Annotated in this window: 15 protein-coding genes; 9 read left to right on the top strand and 6 right to left on the bottom strand. The window is 66.2% G+C overall.

Annotation, left to right across the window (positions count from 1 at the left end; genetic code table 11):
• The first annotated feature begins 152 nt into the window (after positions 1-152).
• Positions 153-1,259 carry a catalase family peroxidase gene (locus tag AC1DCU_RS15570; RefSeq protein WP_025878353.1) on the top strand — a complete coding sequence of 369 codons (1,107 nt, stop codon included), beginning with the start codon at positions 153-155 and terminating at the stop codon, positions 1,257-1,259.
• Positions 1,256-1,792, top strand: a complete 537-nt coding sequence (locus tag AC1DCU_RS15565; RefSeq protein ID WP_025878352.1) for a cytochrome b — start codon at positions 1,256-1,258, stop codon at positions 1,790-1,792. The genes AC1DCU_RS15570 and AC1DCU_RS15565 overlap by 4 nt, the downstream gene beginning before the upstream one ends.
• Positions 1,793-2,312: 520 nt before the next feature.
• Here the strand turns inward: AC1DCU_RS15565 and AC1DCU_RS15560 are convergent.
• Genes AC1DCU_RS15560 through AC1DCU_RS15550 form a run of 3 tightly spaced genes read right to left on the bottom strand, consistent with a single transcriptional unit; the run spans position 2,313 to position 4,468 of the window.
• Entirely contained in the window at positions 2,313-2,915 is a 603-nt protein-coding gene (locus tag AC1DCU_RS15560) for a response regulator transcription factor (protein ID WP_025878350.1), read from the bottom strand.
• Positions 2,912-4,126, bottom strand: coding sequence for a sensor histidine kinase (locus AC1DCU_RS15555; protein WP_478013594.1), 1,215 nt, complete (start codon positions 4,124-4,126; stop codon positions 2,912-2,914). The genes AC1DCU_RS15560 and AC1DCU_RS15555 overlap by 4 nt, the downstream gene beginning before the upstream one ends.
• A 6-nt stretch (positions 4,127-4,132) precedes the next feature.
• The gene (locus tag AC1DCU_RS15550) at positions 4,133-4,468 is read right to left on the bottom strand and encodes an ATP-binding cassette domain-containing protein (RefSeq protein ID WP_025878348.1); all 336 of its coding nucleotides are present in this window, start codon (positions 4,466-4,468) and stop codon (positions 4,133-4,135) included.
• Positions 4,469-4,670: 202 nt separating this feature from the next.
• Between AC1DCU_RS15550 and AC1DCU_RS15545 the strand changes: the two genes are divergently transcribed.
• The 4 genes from AC1DCU_RS15545 to AC1DCU_RS15530 all read left to right on the top strand — a co-directional run bounded on the left by AC1DCU_RS15545 (position 4,671) and on the right by AC1DCU_RS15530 (position 9,227).
• A complete protein-coding gene (locus AC1DCU_RS15545; RefSeq protein ID WP_442252254.1) occupies positions 4,671-5,918 on the top strand; it encodes an efflux RND transporter periplasmic adaptor subunit in 1,248 nt (415 codons plus the stop codon).
• A gap of 117 nt (positions 5,919-6,035) precedes the next feature.
• The gene (locus AC1DCU_RS15540; RefSeq protein ID WP_025878346.1) at positions 6,036-6,725 is read left to right on the top strand and encodes an ABC transporter ATP-binding protein; all 690 of its coding nucleotides are present in this window, start codon (positions 6,036-6,038) and stop codon (positions 6,723-6,725) included.
• A 14-nt stretch (positions 6,726-6,739) separates the two neighbouring features.
• Complete coding sequence (locus AC1DCU_RS15535) at positions 6,740-7,897, top strand: ABC transporter permease (RefSeq protein ID WP_282280299.1); 1,158 nt, start codon at positions 6,740-6,742, stop codon at positions 7,895-7,897.
• Between the two features lie 13 nt (positions 7,898-7,910).
• On the top strand, positions 7,911-9,227 hold the full coding sequence (locus AC1DCU_RS15530; protein WP_025878344.1) for an ABC transporter permease: 1,317 nt from the start codon (positions 7,911-7,913) through the stop codon (positions 9,225-9,227).
• A 74-nt stretch (positions 9,228-9,301) separates the two neighbouring features.
• On the opposite strand, the gene AC1DCU_RS15525 is transcribed toward AC1DCU_RS15530, so the two are convergent.
• Positions 9,302-9,778: a YrhB domain-containing protein gene (locus AC1DCU_RS15525; protein ID WP_313444134.1), complete on the bottom strand. Its 477-nt coding sequence runs from the start codon at positions 9,776-9,778 to the stop codon at positions 9,302-9,304.
• Between the two features lie 169 nt (positions 9,779-9,947).
• Here AC1DCU_RS15525 and AC1DCU_RS15520 point away from each other — a divergent pair, with 169 nt between their 5' ends.
• Positions 9,948-12,806 carry a TonB-dependent receptor plug domain-containing protein gene (locus AC1DCU_RS15520; protein WP_218788439.1) on the top strand — a complete coding sequence of 953 codons (2,859 nt, stop codon included), beginning with the start codon at positions 9,948-9,950 and terminating at the stop codon, positions 12,804-12,806.
• A 135-nt stretch (positions 12,807-12,941) separates the two neighbouring features.
• Here AC1DCU_RS15520 and rarD read toward each other — a convergent pair whose 3' ends face one another.
• Entirely contained in the window at positions 12,942-13,841 is a 900-nt protein-coding gene (gene rarD, locus AC1DCU_RS15515; protein ID WP_025878342.1) for an EamA family transporter RarD, read from the bottom strand.
• A complete protein-coding gene (yedA, locus tag AC1DCU_RS15510) occupies positions 13,838-14,743 on the bottom strand; it encodes a drug/metabolite exporter YedA (protein WP_025878341.1) in 906 nt (301 codons plus the stop codon). Before yedA ends, rarD begins: the two co-directional genes overlap by 4 nt.
• A gap of 221 nt (positions 14,744-14,964) precedes the next feature.
• Here yedA and AC1DCU_RS15505 point away from each other — a divergent pair, with 221 nt between their 5' ends.
• Both AC1DCU_RS15505 and AC1DCU_RS15500 read left to right on the top strand, forming a co-directional pair.
• A complete protein-coding gene (locus AC1DCU_RS15505) occupies positions 14,965-16,299 on the top strand; it encodes an MFS transporter (protein ID WP_032978271.1) in 1,335 nt (444 codons plus the stop codon).
• 31 nt (positions 16,300-16,330) lie between these two features.
• Positions 16,331-16,666, top strand: a complete 336-nt coding sequence (locus AC1DCU_RS15500; RefSeq protein ID WP_051501712.1) for a hypothetical protein — start codon at positions 16,331-16,333, stop codon at positions 16,664-16,666.
• The last annotated feature ends 101 nt before the right edge of the window (positions 16,667-16,767 follow it).

Genomic DNA, 16,767 nt, shown 5'->3' with positions numbered 1-16,767 from the left:
GGCCCGGCGCTGCCCATGCCGGTGGGTGCCGACCTTGGTCGGCACTGCATCAACCTGCAAATCTGACGAAAAATTGAATTTCGGCCCCGGCCGGGTTCTGCGAGGATGGTGTGGTCGCCCACCCACACATCCGTGAAGGCAGGACTCCGACCATGTCGCTCTTCCGCTACACCCGCGCCGGCCAGGAGCCGGGCGCGCCGCGCCGGCATTCGCCCTTGCCCTGGATCGCGCTGATCGCACTGATCCTGGGCATCGTTGCCCTCGCCTTCGCCTGGCTGGCCGGTTGGATCGGCCGCGACCGGCTGACCGCACAGCGCTTCACCGACACCATCGAGGCCACCGGCCCTGCACATCCCGGCTTCCGCCGCGCGCACAGCAAAGGGGTGTGCGTGAGCGGCTGGTTCGAACCCAGCGCACAGGCGCCCACGCTGTCCAGCGCACGGGTGTTCTCGCAGGCGAAGGTTCCGGTGCTGGGCCGGCTGTCGATCGGCGGCGGCGATCCGCACGGCGCCGATGGCAGCGCGCGCGTGCGCAGCATCGCCGTGCAGCTGGTGGGCGATGACGGGCAGGAATGGCGGATGGCGATGAACAGCTTCCCGTTCTTCGCCGTGCCCACCGCCGAGGCGTTCTACGAGCAGACCCGCGCGCAGATTCCGGATCCGGCCACCGGCAAGCCCGACCCGCAGAAGATGGCGGCCGTGCTGGCCAGATACCCCAGCGCACAGGCCTTCCAGCAGTGGGCCAAGAGCGCACCGTGGACCAGCAGCTGGGCCAACACCACCTTCAACAGCGTCAACAGTTTCTGGTTCACCAACGCGCAGGGACAGAAGCGCGCGGTGCGCTGGCGCTGGCAGCCGCAGGCGCCGCTGGTGGAGATGGATGCGGAGGCGCGCAAGCAGGCCAATGTCGATTTCCTCAGCCAGGAACTGCAGCAGCGCCTGGCCACCGGCCCGGTGCGCTGGAACCTGGTGGTCAGCCTGGCCGCGCCGGGCGATGCCATTGATGATCCCTCGGTGCCGTGGCCTGAATCGCGCGAACAGGTGGTGGCGGGCGTGCTCAGCCTCGACCGCATGCAGTCGCAGGAAGAAGGCGCCTGCGGCCAGCTCAACTTCGATCCGCTGATCGTGCCCAGCGGCGTGCGCGGCAGCGACGACCCGATCCTGGCTGCGCGCTCGGCGGTGTATTCGCAGTCGTTCAACCGCCGCGAGCGCGAGCGCGCCAGCGGTGCGGCGGCACAGACGAAGGGGGAAGCACGATGAGTACCGGCAACGGCCACTTCAACCTGCTCGCCCGGGTGCTGCACTGGTCCATGGCGCTGATGATCATCGCCATGCTGTTCATCGGCGTGACCATGGTCGCCTCGCTGCACCTGCGCCCCATGCTGATCGACCTGCACCGGCCGCTGGGTATCGCCATCCTGCTGCTGGCGGTGCTGCGCCTGTACAACCGCCTGCGCCACCGCCCACCGCCGCTGCCAGCGGATCTTCCCGCGTGGCAGGTGCTGGCCGCGAAGGCTTCGCACTGGATGCTGTACGCGTTGATGCTGGCGATGCCGCTGATCGGCTGGGCGATGCTGTCGGCCGGCGGCTACCCGATCGTGCTGGGCGGTGGCCTGCACCTGCCGCCGATCGTGCCGCACACGCCAGCGCTGTACGCCGCGCTGCGCAATGCGCACAGCCTGCTGGCATACGTGTTGTTCGCCACGGTGCTGATGCACGTGGGTGCGGCGCTGTTCCACCTGTGGGTGCGCCGCGATGGCGTGTTCCAGGCGATGGCACGCGGGAAGGATTGAATGGGTTCGCCGGGGGTTCCCGGCTGCCCTTTTCCGCGACTGCGGAGGGGTGTCACTTTTCTTTTCGCGCGAAAAGAAAAGTAACCAAAAGAAACGCGCCGCCAGCCGCGAGCCGGCGTGCTTCGCACGCCGGTGCCCTGTGCTCCTCGGTCCGTCGAGGGACGGCGCGGGAACTCGCTGCGCTCAGACACCCGCGCCTCTTCGCCCTCGCCGGACCTGCGGTGCTCGGCTCGCTTGAAGGCGGACCCAACGTCAAAAGCCGCAGCTGCACCCAGTAGATCCACGCCATGCGTGGATGCCTTTGCCGTTGATCTTGACCTTCCATTCCGCCTTCTAGCGAGCCGAGCATCGCAGGGGAATCAGGGGCGAAGAGGCGCCGATGTCTGAGCGCAGCGAGTTCGGCGCCGTCCCCTGATTCACCGAGAAGCGCAGGGTACTGGTGCGCAGCACCGGCTCGCGGCCGGCGGCGTGTTTCTTTTGGTTACTTTTCTTTTCACGCGAAAAGAAAAGTGACGCCCCGCTACAACCACCCCTTCTGCCGTGCCAGCCGATACGCCTCAATCCGGTTGGCCACGCCCAGCTTGCCGATGCATTCGGACAGGTAATTGCGCACCGTGCCGTGCGACAGCCCCAGCTGCTCGGCGATCTCACTGGCGGTGCGGCCCTCGCCTGCCAAGCGCAGTACGCGGCGCTCGCGGTCGGTCAGCGGGTCGGCCTGCGACCACGCATCCAGCGCCAGCTGCGGATCGATCGCACGGATGCCCTGCTTCACCTTGCGCAGTGCCTCGGCCAGGTTCTCGGCCGGTGCATCTTTCAGCAGATAGCCCAGTACACCCGCTTCCAATGCGCGACGCAGGAAACCGGCACGGGCGAAGGTGGTCACGATCACCACCTTGATCGGCAGTTCATGGCGGGCGATGCGCTGGGCCAGTTCCAGCCCGCTCAGCCCCGGCATCTCAATGTCGGTGACCAGGATGTCCGGCTGCAGCTGCTGCAGCATGCGCCAGGCGGCTTCGCCGTCGGCAGCACTGCCCAGTACCTCGATATCCGGTTCCAGGCCCAGCAACGCCGACAATGCGCCACGCACCATCGCCTGATCCTCGGCCAGCAGGATGCGGATCATGCCGCGCCTCCCTGTGCCAGCGATGCCGGCGACAGCGGCGTAGTCGCGGCCACCAGGGGCACGCGCACGGTCAGCAGCGTGCCTTCCCCGCGCGGCGACTGCAGCGTCAACTGGCCACCCAGCGCCGCTGCGCGCTCACGCATGCCACACAATCCGTTGCCCTCGGCCTGCACACCACCACGGCCGTCATCGCGTATCTGCATCACCAACTGTCGGTCCTCAAGCATGAAATCCACCTGCACCCGGGTCGCCTGCGCGTGGCGCACGATGTTGGTCGCCGCCTCGCGCAGCACCAGTGCCAGCCCACGCTCTACCTCCACTGGCATCGGTGGCGGCGGCATGTACTGCAGGTGTACCTGTTGGCATTCCAGCAGCAGGCGTGCCGAGGCCAGCTCGCCGGCCAGGTCGCTGGCGCGGATGCCGGTGACCGCACTGCGTACCTGCGCCAGCGCCTCGCGGGCAATCTCCTCGGCCTCGCCGATTTCCTGCCGGGCACGCGCGTCATCGCGGTCGTACAGCTTGCGCGCCAGTTCCAGCTTCAGCGTGATCAATGACAGCGTATGCCCCAGCAGGTCATGCAGATCACGGCCGATGCGCTCGCGCTCGGCGGTGGTCGCCAGGCGCCGCACCTCGTCCTGGGACAGCTGCAGGGCAACGTCGCGCTGATGGCTCAAGGCCTCCACGTTGACCACCAGCCCGACAATGAACGACACCGCCGGCATCCACACCATGGCCTGCCACGGATAACCGAAGTAGAGCGCGGTGCTGCAGAACAGGAGATTCAGGCCAGTGAGCTGCAACAGGTACACCCACCAGCCGCCGCGGCTGCTCATGCGGATCATCACGCAGCCGAACACGAAGTAGCTCAGTCCCGACGGATACCACGGCAGCAGCACCAGGGCCATCGCAATCATGCCCAGCGCGTAGCGCCAGGCGTGGTGCCGTGGCGCCAGCATCACCCTGGCATAGAACAGCAGGAACAACGGATAGCTGGCCAGCGTCAGCAACAACCAGCGCAGCGTGAAGCCATTCCCGAGCACCGGGGTAAGGAAGATCCAGACCGACCACAGCAGGTGGATCGCACCACTCCAGGGCGACTTGCCACGCCGCAGCAGTTCGGCCACCGCCGAATCCGGGGCAGGGCGCAGCAGGGACGCAAGCCAGCTCGGTGGCACGGAAGATTCCAGGCGGGGACGATCGCTGCCGATCATGCCAGTTCAGCCGACCCGGCGCAGGCGCCGACACGCCTGCGCCACCAGTTCATCCACCTGCAGCATCGGCGGCAGGCTGGTGCTCTGCAGCATCACGCCGAGGCCGAGCCGCTGATCGCGCTGCTGCGGATCACCGCCCAGCAGCTCGACCTGGCCGGCGTCGGCACGGCGCAGGCCCAACAGCACGCTGATCGCGGTACTCTTGCCGGCACCGTTGCGGCCCAGCAGGGCCAGTACCTGGCCAGCGCGCACCTGCAGGTCGATGCCGTGCAGGGCGGTATGGTCGCGGTAACGCACCTGCACCTGCTGCAGGCGGGCCAGCGACGGAGCGATCGTATCCATGGGCGGTACCGGTAGCGGGGACGTTGCCATCCTGTGCCGCCGTGGTCACATTTCGCAGTTGCCGCCGTCAATGACATCGGATGACAGCTGTCACTGCCATCGCCGATGCACCTGCCTTCATGCTGTGCCGCACGCTCCACCGCCGGAACCGCCGCTGCCTGCCCTTCCGGTCACACCCGCCCGAACGCCTGTGATGGAACGAATGAACGCTTCTGCCGAGCTGTTGAAGGAACTCCGTATCGACCGCAAGTCGCCACCGCCCGCCTCCAGTGGCGGCAGTGGTGGCCGCCGCTGGCTGTGGATCGCCGTGGCCGTGATCATCGTGCTGCTGGCCGGTGGTGCATTCGCACTGTTCGGCCGCGCGCCCACCGTGGAAGTGGACACCGCGCCGGCGGTGGCCATCCAGCAGGGCAGCGCCAGCAGCTCGGTGCTCGACGCCAGCGGCTACGTGGTCGCCCGGCGCATGGCCACGGTGTCGGCCAAGATCACCGGCAAGGTGCGCGAGGTGATGATCGAAGAAGGCATGCGGGTGGAACAGGGGCAGATCATGGCCACCCTGGACCCGATCGATGCCGACGCGCAGCGCAACCTGTACGCCTCGCAGCTGCAGGCCGCACGCAGCCAGGTGGTCGGCCTGGAAGCCCAGCAGAAGCAGGCCGCCGCTGAAGCCAGCCGCCTGCAGGCGCTGGTCGGCCAGCAGCTGGTCTCGCGTTCGCAGTACGACCAGGCCGTGGCCCAGCGTGACAGCCTGCGTGCGCAGCTGGAAACCGCACGACGCAACGTCAAGGTTGCCAACGACCAGCTGTCCATCGCCGACCTTGGCGTGGACAACAACATCGTGCGCGCGCCGTTCTCCGGCGTGGTCACCGCCAAGGCCGCGCAGCCCGGCGAAATCGTCTCGCCGCTGTCGGCCGGTGGTGGCTTCACCCGTACCGGCATCGGCACCATCGTCGACATGGAATCGCTGGAGATCGAAGTCGAGGTCGGCGAAGCCTTCATCGGCCGCGTGCAGCCGAAGATGCCGGTGGAAGCCACGCTCAACGCCTACCCGGACTGGAAGATCCCGGCCGAGGTGATCGCCATCGTCCCCACCGCTGACCGCGGCAAGGCCACGGTGAAGGTACGGGTCACACTGAAGGTGAAAGATCCGCGCATCGTGCCGGAGATGGGCGTGCGGGTCAGCTTCCTGGAACAGGCCAAGCCGCAGACCGAAGCCAAGCCACAGGGCGTGCGCGTTCCGGCCACTGCGGTGGTCGAGCGTGAGGGCGCGTCGGTGGCCTTCGCACTGGGYGATGACAACCGTGTGCAGCAACGCACGGTCGAGGCGGGCCAGGCGATGGGCAAGGACCGCCAGATCCTCAAGGGCGTGAGCGCGGGGGAGTCGGTGGTGGTCAACCCGCTGGACACCCTGCGCGACGGCACCAGGGTCAAGCAGAAGCAAGCGCAGTAACGGCCCGGCGCCCGCATGGCGCCACCGGCAGTACCGCTGGAAAGCACCACTGTTCGACGCGTGCCGGCCGTTGGCCGGGACGCATCCCCGTTTCCCGCCTTTCGTGGAGAACCACCCATGTCGACCCTGGTTTCACTGCGCAACATCACCAAGACCTACCAGCGTGGCCCCGAAAAGGTGCAGGTGCTGCACGGCATCGACCTGGATATCGCCAGCGGCGATTTCGTCGCGCTGATGGGCCCGTCCGGTTCCGGCAAGACCACCCTGCTCAACCTGATCGGCGGTCTGGACAACCCCACCGGCGGCGAGATCAGCATCGAAGGCGAGCGCATCGACCAGATGAGCGGCGGCCAGCTGTCGACGTGGCGCAGCCATCATGTCGGCTTCGTGTTCCAGTTCTACAACCTGATGCCGATGCTGACCGCGCAGAAGAACGTGGAACTGCCGTTGCTGCTGACCCACCTCAGCGCGGCGCAGCGCAAGCGCAATGCCGAGATCGCGCTGACCCTGGTCGGCCTGGCCGACCGCCGCAGCCATCGCCCCAACGAACTGTCCGGCGGCCAGCAGCAGCGCGTGGCGATCGCCCGCGCGATCGTCTCCGACCCGACCTTCCTGATCTGCGACGAACCTACCGGCGATCTTGACCGCCAGTCCGCCGAAGAGATCCTGGGCCTGCTGCAGCAACTCAACCGCGAACACGGCAAGACCATCATCATGGTCACCCATGACCCGAAGGCTGCCGAGTACGCCACCCACACGGTGCACCTGGACAAGGGCGAGCTGGCCGACGCGCCGCTGGCCCACTGACGGAGGCCACAGCGATGAAATACTTCTCGTTGGTCTGGGCGCAGCTGTTCCGCAGCCGCACCCGCACCCTGTTGACCCTGCTGTCGGTGGTGGCCGCGTTCCTGCTGTTCGGCATGCTCGACTCGGTGCGCGTGGCGTTCTCGTCCGGTGGCAGCGTGGAAGGTGCCAACCGGTTGGTGGTGGCTTCGCGCCTGTCGATCACCCAGTCGCTGCCGATCCGCCTGGAAACGCAGATCCGCCAGGTCAGCGGCGTGCGCGATGTCACCTACGGCATGTGGTTCGGCGGCATCTACCAGGACCCGAAGAACTTCTTCCCCAACTTCTCGGTGGCGCCCAACTACTTCGATGTCTACCGCGAGCTGCAGATCGACCCGGCGCAGCTGCAGGACTGGCAGCAGACCCGTACCGGCGCGATCGTCGGCGAGACGCTGGCCAAGCAGTTCGGCTGGAAGATCGGCGACACCATCCCGCTGCAGGCCACCATCTTCCCGCGTGGCGGCAGCAACGACTGGCCGCTGGAACTGAAGGGCATCTATCGCTCGAAGGATCGCGCACTGGCGGCCAATGAAGAACGCCAGTTGATGATGAACTGGAAGTACTTCGATGAGTCCAACGACTACATCAAGAACCAGGTGAGCTGGTACACGGTGACGCTGGACAACCCGGAGCAGTCGTCGAGAGTGGCGCAGGCCATCGATGCGATCTCGGCCAACTCCGACCACGAAACCAAGACCCAGACCGAATCGGCGTTCCAGCAGGCGTTCGTGAAACAGTTCGCCGACATCGGCATGATCGTCACCTCGATCATGGGCGCGGTGTTCTTCACCCTGCTGCTGTTGACCGGCAACACCATGGCCCAGGCGGTGCGCGAGCGCGTTCCGGAACTGGCCACGCTGAAGACGCTGGGCTTCAAGGACGGCACGGTGCTGACCCTGGTGATGGTCGAATCGGTGCTGCTGATCGGCCTCGGTGGACTGATCGGCATGGGCCTGGCGGCGCTGATCCTGCCGGCCATCAGCCCCAAGAGCATGGGCATGCTGCCGCCGCACGTACCGACGCCGACCTGGCTGGTGGGCATCGTCCTGATCGTGGTGATCGGCATCGTGGTCGGGCTGCTGCCCGCACTGCGCGCCAAGCGCCTGAAGATCGTCGACGCGCTCGCCGGCCGCTGAAGAGGACACCGACATGAACAAGCTCAAGAAGTGGCTGGGGAACGCGGTGACCGTGCTGCTGCTGGTCGTTGGCCTGGTGGTTTGGATCAGCCTGCCGTGGATCGGCGTCGCTGCCATCGCGGTGCTGCTGGGGCTGTGGCTGGCGCTCACCCGCAGTGGCCGGCTGGCCCTGGCCGCCACCCGCATCGGCATCGCCAGCCTGCCGCAACGCTGGGGTGCCTCCTCGGTGATCGTGGTCGGCATCGCCGGCGTGGTCGGCGTACTGGTCGCGATGCTGGCGATGGGCGAAGGCTTCCAGGCCACGCTCAACAACACCGGCGATGACACCACCGCGATCGTGCTGCGCGGCGGTTCGCAGGCCGAGACCAACTCGGTCATCACCCGCGAACAGGTCCCGACGCTGTCCACCCTGCCCGGCATCACCCGCGATGCGCAGGGGCGGCCGCTGCTGTCGCCGGAACTCTCGCAGGTGGTCAACCTGGTGTCCAAGGCCGATGGCACCGACGTCAATGCACAGTTCCGCGGTGTCGGCCCGCAGGCGTGGGCCGTGCATGACAAGGTCAAGATCGTCGAAGGCCGCCGGTTCGCCGCCGGCCTGCGCGAGATCGTGGTCGGCCAGGGCGCCAGGAGCCAGTTCCGCGACATGGATGTTGGCAAAACGCTCACCCTGGGCAACCAGACCTGGACGGTCGTGGGCGTGTTCGCTACCGGCGATGCGCATGACTCGGAACTGTGGACCGACGCCGACACGCTGGCCACCACCTACCAGCGCAGTGCCTGGCAGTCGATCAGCGTGCGTACCGACGGCAAGGCCGGCTTCGAGCAGTTCAAGGCCGCCGTGGCCGCCGATCCGCGCCTGAAGCTGGACGTGGAAACCACCCGCGTCTACTACAGCAAGCAGGGTGGTGGGTTGACCAAGCTGATCGACATCCTCGGCAAGGTGATCGGCACCATCATGGCAGTGGGCGCCGTGTTCGGTGCGCTCAACACGATGTATGCCGCCGTGGCCACACGCGCACGCGAGATCGCCACCATGCGTGCGATCGGCTTCCGTGGCCTGCCGGTGGTGACTGCAGTGATGCTGGAAACCATGCTGCTGGCGCTGCTCGGTGGACTGCTGGGATGTGCGGTGGCGTGGCTGCTGTTCAACGGCTACAGCGTGTCCACCATCGGCAGCAACTTCAGCGCGGTGGTGTTCAAGTTCCATGTATCGCCGGAACTGCTGTGGAGCGGGTTGAAGTGGGCGCTGGGCATCGGCCTGGTGGGCGGGTTGTTCCCGGCGCTGCGCGCGGCACGCCTGCCGATCACCACGGCGCTGCGCGAGACCTGAGCATCACGCATTGATTTATTGAGCGTTGCGCAGGGGACGGGGCGAAAGCTCCGTCCCTTTTTCGTTCCCGGAATTCAGAAGTCCACCGACGTGGCTTCAGATGGCGGGGTACGCGAGGCCAGATGCTGACGCAGGGCTTCCTCCGGCGCACATGCCGTGCACAGCGGGTGCTGATCGCCCGTATGCCTGTCGAAGAAGATCGGTCCATTGCCGGCCAACGCATCCGATATCTCGCCGGATTGCAGGTAGCGCAGCGATTGGAAACAGAACAGCCAGCCTTCGACGACTTCATGCTCGTGCGTGATGACAACCGGTTCATCGTCGGTGGCAAGTGCAGCCTCCACTCGGCGGCGTGCCTCTTCGAGGTGGATCATCCCTTCATCTCCTTCTTTCGACGACAACGCGAAGAGCGTTTCATGCGGGACGGAGTACCACAACTGATAGCTACGTGCGTACTGCGATGCGTTGTTGCAACCACTCAAGCGTGCCGGGTTCGTGCCGCTATCGGTGCCTCTGCCCATCGCAAACGCATCGCGCGTGACGTTGCGCACAGTGCACCTGTGGATTGTTGGTTGCGATTCATTTTCGCGGCGTTACAGCGCGCGCGGACAAACAGTTACCGATGAAAACACTCTAGAATCCGGCCCCCACGTTGGTTTGCAGCACCCCACGCGTCCATAGAACGGACGCATGTTTTTTCTGAAACACGAGATTTCACGGATGTCCCTGAAGACCACCCCGCTGCGCAACGCGATCGTCATCGCGCTGGCCGCCAGCTGCACCACGCCCGCTTTCGCACAGGAAGCCGGCGATACCCCCACCAACCTCGACCGCATCGAGATCACCGGCTCGCGCATCCGCCAGGCCAGTGTCGAGACCGCGCAGCCGGTGGTGGCACTCAACCGCGCCGACATCGAGAAGAAGGGCTACGTCAACGTTGCCGACATCCTGCAGGACGTCACTGCAGCCGGCGCACCGAGCCTGAGCCGTTCGTCCTCGCTGAGCTCCTCGCGCGATTTCGGCGGCATGTATGTCAGCCTGCGCAACCTCGGCCCGGAACGCAGCCTGGTGCTGATCGACGGCCGCCGCATGGGCGTCAGCGCCGGCGGTTACTCCGACCTGGCCTCGATTCCGTCGGCGATCGTCGAACGCGTCGAAGTGCTGACCGATGGCGCCTCGGCGCTGTACGGCTCGGACGCCATCGCCGGCGTGGTCAACATCATCACCCGCAAGAACTTCGACGGTGGCGAAGCCAGCGTCTATGTCGGCCAGTACGGTGAAGGCGACGGCCAGAAGCGCTCCTACAGCGCCACCTTCGGCAAGACCTTCGACCGCGGCTGGTTCAGCGTCGGCGCCGAGCGCACCAAGGAAGACGAAATCCTCGGCGATGCGCGCGAGTTCAGCCGCTACCCGGGTGGCCCGCGCCATGCCGACGACGTCGACGCGCTGAGCCCGACCACCCAGTGGGGCACGGTCACCGTCGGTGGCAAGCCGCTGACCGTGGGCCCGGGCGGCGACCCGAGCAGCGCTGGCAACTTCCACACGCCGGATCCGGCTGACGGCGCCAACGCCAAGACCAACATGAGCCTGCTGAGCGGCCTGGAGCGCACCTCGGTGTTCGCCAACGGCGGCTTCTCGATCACCGACAACCTGCGCATCGTCGCCGATGCGCTGTACAGCAAGCGCGAGTCGACCAAGCACCTGGCCGGCTACCCGTACTCGGTCTCGGCTGCGCAGTCGCGCAACGGCACGCGCGCTGCGCTGTCCAAGGACAGCACCTTCAACAAGTGGGGCCAGGACGTGCTGTTCTCGCACCGCACCGAAGAGCTGCCGCGCGGTACCGAGAACACGCTGGAAACCAAGCGTGCCAGCCTCGGCCTGGAAGGCAGCTTCGAAACCGGTTCGCGCTACTGGGACTGGAACGTCAGCTACATGTACAACCGCAATGAAGGCGAGCGCGTTGGCACGGGCAGCATGTACCAGCCGAACGTCAACCTCGCCGTCGGCCCGTCCTTCATGGACGGCGACGTGGCCCGCTGCGGTACGCCGGGTGCGGTGATCGCCGGCTGCGTGCCGTGGAATCCGGCTGCGCCGATGGGCTACACCGGCCCGGGCTCGCTGGGCAACCAGGACGTGCAGGACTACCTGTTCACCCGCTTCGTCGACAAGATGCGCAGCACCACCAAGGTCGCCAGCGCCAACATCTCCGGCTCGCTGTTCAGCCTGCCGGCCGGCGACATCATGGGCGCGATGGGCTTTGAGCACCGCAGCGAAGAAGCCAGCTACACCCCGGACCTGATGGTGCAGAAGGGCCAGATCGCCGGCACCACCGGCCAGCCGACCCGTGGCGACTACTCGCTCAACGAGGTCTACCTGGAAATGCAGGTGCCGCTGCTGGCCGACATGGCCTTCGCCCGCGAGCTGTCGCTGGACCTGGCCGGTCGCTACACCGACTACAACACCTTCGGTTCGACCACCAACAGCAAGTTCGGCCTGAAGTGGAAGCCGATCGACAGCCTGCTGGTACGCGCCACCTACGGCACCGGCTTCCGTGCACCGACCGTGGACGATCTCTACGGCGGCGCGGTTTCCAGCCGCGATTCGTTCACCGATCCGTGCGATACGAAGTTCGGCATCGCCGCCAGCAGCCCGACCGTGGCAGCACGCTGCCAGGCGCTGAACGTGCCCGCCAACTTCCGTCAGCAGACCGGTTCGGACGGCAACCTTGCCAACCGCCCGGGCCAGCAGGCCACCTCCGATTTCAACTCCGGTTCCAACCCGGAACTGAAGCCGGAAACCGCCAAGACCTGGACCGTCGGCCTGGTCTACAGCCCGGAATTCGTGCAGGGCCTGGACGTCAGCCTGGACTGGTGGAAGATCCGCATCGACAACGCCATCGTGGGCGAGTCGGCTACCGACATCCTCAACCAGTGCTACGTGCAGGGCGTGGATTCGGCATGCGGTCGCTTCACCCGTTCCACCGCTGCGGCCACCCGCGGCCAGGTCTCGGCGCTGGATCGTTCGCTGGTCAACGCCGGCTACCGCGAAACCGCCGGCTATGACATCGGTGTGCGTTACCGCCTGCCGGAAACCGCATACGGCAAGTTCGCCATCAACTGGAACACCACCTACACCGACTACCTGGAGCAGCGCAACGACAGCGCCGCCACCACCCCGGTGGAGCAGCGCGTGGGCTGGGCCGGTGACTTCCGCGTACGTTCGACCTTCAACCTGGATTGGCAGTACGGCAACCTCGGCATCGGCTGGACCGCCCGTTACTACTCGGGCATGAAGGAAGCCTGCTCGTACGATCTGGGCGGTGGCCCGGACTGCAACATGGCCGACTTTGTTTCGCCGTATACCGATGCACAGCCGAGCCGCAAGGTGGGTTCCAACACCTTCCACGACCTGCAGGTGCGTTACAGCCTGCCGTGGGATGGCACCGTGTCGTTGGGCCTGAACAACGTGTTCGACCACCAGGGTCCGATCATGTACAGCCAGCCCAACAGCAGCTTCACCTACTACGGTGGCTTCGACATCGGTCGTTTCATGTACATGAAGTACCAGCAGCGCTTCTAAGCCTGCAACCGCGTTCCCGCCCCGGCCAACTCTCTCCTGGCCGTGGATGGAAGCAGAACGGCGCCCCTCGGGGCGCCGTTCTTTTTTGCGGCGTCGGATCCCTTTGCATCGCGAAGGGATCTGACCCCGGAGGCGCTACCGTTTCGCGCCGCGCATCGCCCGTACGTTGTCACCGACGTACAGGACCAACCCGGCCCAGATCGCCGCAAAACCAATCGCCTTGCCGGTGTCGAACGCTTCGTGGAAGAAGAACACGCCCAGCAGCAGCTGCAGGCTCGGTGCGATGTACTGCAGGATGCCGACCAGCGACAGCGGGATGCGCTTGACCCCGTAGGCGAAGCCGATCAGCGGCACCGCCGTGATCACCCCGCCGAAAATCAGCATCAGGTCGTTTGCCCAGCCCCAGCCACCGAAGAAGCCACCGCCATGGCCGTTTTCCGACCACAGCGCGAAGCCCAGCGCGGGCAGGAACAGGTACAGGCTTTCCACGCCCAGCCCGGCCACCGGATCGACCGACACCAGCTTGCGCAGCAGGCCGTACAGGCCGAACGAGCACGCCAGGCCCAGCGCGATCCACGGCGGCGTGCCCGCATCGATGGTCAGCCAGGCCACGCCCACCGCGGCGATGGCTACCGCCAGCCACTGCACGCGGCGCAGGCGCTCCTTCAGCACCAGCACGCCCAGCAGAACGTTCACCAGCGGGTTGATGAAATAGCCCAGGCTGGTTTCGATCACATGCCCTGCGTTGATCGCCCAGATGTACAGGCCCCAGTTGAAGGCGATGGTCAGGCTCGATACCGCCAGGATCGGCAGCGCGCGCGGTTGCGCGGCGATCTTCTTCCACCAACCCAGCCGTGATGCGATCAGCAGCCAGGCCACCACCAGCACGGTGCTCCAGATGATGCGGTGGGCGATGATCTGGAACGAAGGCACTTCGTTGAGCAGATGCCAGTACACCGGCACCAGCCCCCACAGCACGAAGGTGGAGGCAGTGATCAACAGGCCCCGTCGCTGTTCTTTCTCGTCCATGCTCATCGCTTGCGTGTCCTTGCCATCGTCAGTACCACCACACCCAGAAGTATCACCGCCATGGCCAGGAAGTCGCGCCAACCAAAGCGTTCACCATTCAATGCAGCCCCCAACAGGACAGCAATCACCGGATTGACGTAGGCATAGCTGCCGGCCAGCGCCGGGCGCACGTTCTGCAGCAGCCAGACGTAAGCGGTGAACGCCACGATCGAACCGAACACGCACAGGTAGGCCATCGCCAGCAGGCCACCGCTGTCGGGCAGGGTGGTGGGGCGCTCGCCGACGACCAGGCCGATCAGCACCAGCAGCACGCCACCGCAGATCATCTGCCCGGCGGCCGTCATGAACGGCCCCGGCAGATCCTGCCCGCGTGCCCACACCGAGCCGAACGCCCAGCCGACCGGCGCGATCAGCAGCAGCACCAGCCCGGTGGGCGATGCGGTCAGGCTGCTGCCGGCGTTGAGCCAGACCACGCCGACGAAGCCAACGGCGATGCCCAGCCATTCGCCCTTGCTGGCATGCTGCCCGCGCAGGGCCGAGAACAGCGCCATCCACAACGGCACCGAGGCCACCGCGGTAGCGGCCAGGCCGGATGACACCTCGCGTTCGGCCAGCACCACCATGCCGTTGCCCAGCACCAGCATGGTCACGCCCATGATGACCAGGTTGCGCCACTGCCGCAGGGTGGGTCTGGGCATCTTCCAGAACAGGCGCAGCGCCAGGTACATCAGGCCGCCGGCAATGATGAACCGGCTGCCGGAGACCATCGTCAGTGGCAGCGCGCCGCCATGCAGGGCCTTGGCGATACCCAGGTAGGTCGAGCCCCAGACCACGTAGACCAGCAGCAGTGCCAGCACGACAAGGCCGCCCCGTGGGGCAGCCGCAGACGGAACGGGGGGAGCCGACATGACGCACCAGGGAGCTGGGGGAACACGGATTTTAGGACGTTTTGGTTATGGTCCGGCAGCCCATGTAGTGGCACGCTGTCATCCATCCATGCCCCGCCCGCCCCTTCCGGCACCCGGCGTTGACGTGGGTTGCAGTACCAAGGAGGCTGGCCGGCAGCGCACCGCGCGCCTGGCAGCGCAATTTCCCGCATGGACGCACCGCATCGAGGATCCCCACCCGGATGAGCACTACGTCCCAATCCGCTGTCCCCAGCACCGACGGCGCCGCCCTGCGGCGTTCCATCTCCAACACCCTCAAAGGCTCCGCCGGCAACCTGGTGGAGTGGTACGACGTCTACGTGTACTCGGTGTTCGCCGTGTACTTCGAATCGCAGTTCTTCTCGCCTGAAGACAAGAACTCCACCCTGTACGTGTGGGCGATCTTCGCCGCGACCTTCCTGATGCGCCCGATCGGCGCATGGTTCTTCGGTCGCTTCGCCGACCGTCATGGCCGTCGCCTTGCATTGACCGTGTCGGTCACGCTGATGGCCTTCTGCTCGTTCATCATCGCCATCACCCCCACCGCTGCCAGCATCGGCATCTGGGCGGCGATCATCCTGCTGTTCGCGCGCCTGCTGCAGGGCTTCGCCACCGGTGGCGAGTACGGTGCCAGCGCCACCTACATGTCCGAGGCCGCCATTCCGGGCCGCCGCGGCTTCCTGTCCTCGTTCCACTACGTCACCCTGGTGGGCGGCCATGTGCTGGCACAGCTGACCCTGTTCGTGATGCTGACGTTCTGGGCCAAGCCGGAAATCTCCGAGTGGGGCTGGCGCATCGCCTTCGGCATCGGTGGCATCGCCGCCGTGGTCGTGTTCTGGCTGCGCCGTGGCATGGACGAGTCGCTGTCGGAATCCTCCATCGAAGCCGCGCGCGAGGGCAAGGACAAGAAGTCCGGCTCGATGTACGAACTGTTCGTGCACCAGTGGCGTCCGCTGCTGCTGTGCTTCCTGATCACCGCCGGTGGCACCATCGCCTTCTACACCTACTCGGTGAACGGCCCGAAGATGATCCAGAGCGCCTTCGCCGGCAACGACCCGATGACCGGCACCCTGATCAACCTGGGCGTGCTGGCCTTCCTGATGGTGTTGCAGCCGGTCGGCGGCTGGCTGTCGGACATCATCGGCCGCAAGAGCCTGCTGGTGTTCTTCGGTGTGGGCGGCGTGCTGTACAGCTGGTACCTGATCACCCAGCTGCCGCACCAGCACGATGCCACCCTCGCCTTCCTCACCCTGGCACTGGGCTTTGTCATCCTCACCGGCTACACCTCCATCAACGCCGTGGTGAAGGCAGAGCTGTTCCCCACCCACATCCGTGCGCTGGGCGTGGGCTTCGGCTATGCATTGGCCAACTCGCTGTTCGGCGGCACCGCACCGCTGCTGTACCAGGGCGCATTGAAGACCGGCCACGTGGACTGGTTCGCCATCTACGTCACCGCGACGATCGCGGTATCGTTGGTGGTCTATGTGTTCTTCCTCACCAACAAGGGCCCCAACTGGCTCGACGGCACGCGCAAGTAAACGCGCCGTAGTGATCGCGGCCACCGGTGCAATGCCGGTGGCCGCCGCGTCTCCTGCCACGCCGCTGGTATGGCTCGCACTGGGCCTGGGCGCGGCGACCCTGCTGGCATGGCTGATCCGCCGGCCCGACGCCCAGGCGAGTTGGCCACGTATCGGCTTCGGTATTGCCCTGCTGGCGTTCTGCGTTGCCCTGGTGTTGCAGCTGGCAGTGGATCTGGGCAGCGGTGCCAGCACCCTGCATCTGCGTCTGAGCCGGGGCATCAACCCCGCACCGGTGGCCAGCCTGCGTACGATGGTGGCGTGTTACCTGGGCGCGCTCGTCGCCGCCGGTTGGGGCGCGTGGAAGCTGCTGCGGCCACGTGGCTGAAGATGCGGTAGTGCCGGCCGCTGGCCGGCAATTGCACATCCTTTCGGAAGGTTCATGAGGTTGCCGGCCAGCGGCCGGCACTACCATACGTAAGGTTGCCG

The organism is Stenotrophomonas sp. 10L48 (assembly GCF_056395105.1).
This window is presented reverse-complemented; position numbering and strand designations above follow the sequence as displayed.

Bases quoted from the DNA above. Each gene is read 5' to 3' on its own strand.
- AC1DCU_RS15560 (WP_025878350.1), bottom strand. From the start codon at position 2,915: ATGATCCGCATCCTGCTGGCCGAGGATCAGGCGATGGTGCGTGGCGCA.
- AC1DCU_RS15565 (WP_025878352.1), top strand. From the start codon at position 1,256: ATGAGTACCGGCAACGGCCACTTCAACCTGCTCGCCCGGGTGCTGCAC.
- AC1DCU_RS15550 (WP_025878348.1), bottom strand. From the start codon at position 4,468: ATGGATACGATCGCTCCGTCGCTGGCCCGCCTGCAGCAGGTGCAGGTG.
- AC1DCU_RS15570 (WP_025878353.1), top strand. From the start codon at position 153: ATGTCGCTCTTCCGCTACACCCGCGCCGGCCAGGAGCCGGGCGCGCCG.
- AC1DCU_RS15540 (WP_025878346.1), top strand. From the start codon at position 6,036: ATGTCGACCCTGGTTTCACTGCGCAACATCACCAAGACCTACCAGCGT.
- AC1DCU_RS15520 (WP_218788439.1), top strand. From the start codon at position 9,948: ATGTCCCTGAAGACCACCCCGCTGCGCAACGCGATCGTCATCGCGCTG.
- AC1DCU_RS15505 (WP_032978271.1), top strand. From the start codon at position 14,965: ATGAGCACTACGTCCCAATCCGCTGTCCCCAGCACCGACGGCGCCGCC.
- yedA (WP_025878341.1), bottom strand. From the start codon at position 14,743: ATGTCGGCTCCCCCCGTTCCGTCTGCGGCTGCCCCACGGGGCGGCCTT.
- AC1DCU_RS15530 (WP_025878344.1), top strand. From the start codon at position 7,911: ATGAACAAGCTCAAGAAGTGGCTGGGGAACGCGGTGACCGTGCTGCTG.
- AC1DCU_RS15535 (WP_282280299.1), top strand. From the start codon at position 6,740: ATGAAATACTTCTCGTTGGTCTGGGCGCAGCTGTTCCGCAGCCGCACC.
- AC1DCU_RS15500 (WP_051501712.1), top strand. From the start codon at position 16,331: ATGCCGGTGGCCGCCGCGTCTCCTGCCACGCCGCTGGTATGGCTCGCA.
- rarD (WP_025878342.1), bottom strand. From the start codon at position 13,841: ATGAGCATGGACGAGAAAGAACAGCGACGGGGCCTGTTGATCACTGCC.
- AC1DCU_RS15555 (WP_478013594.1), bottom strand. From the start codon at position 4,126: ATGATCGGCAGCGATCGTCCCCGCCTGGAATCTTCCGTGCCACCGAGC.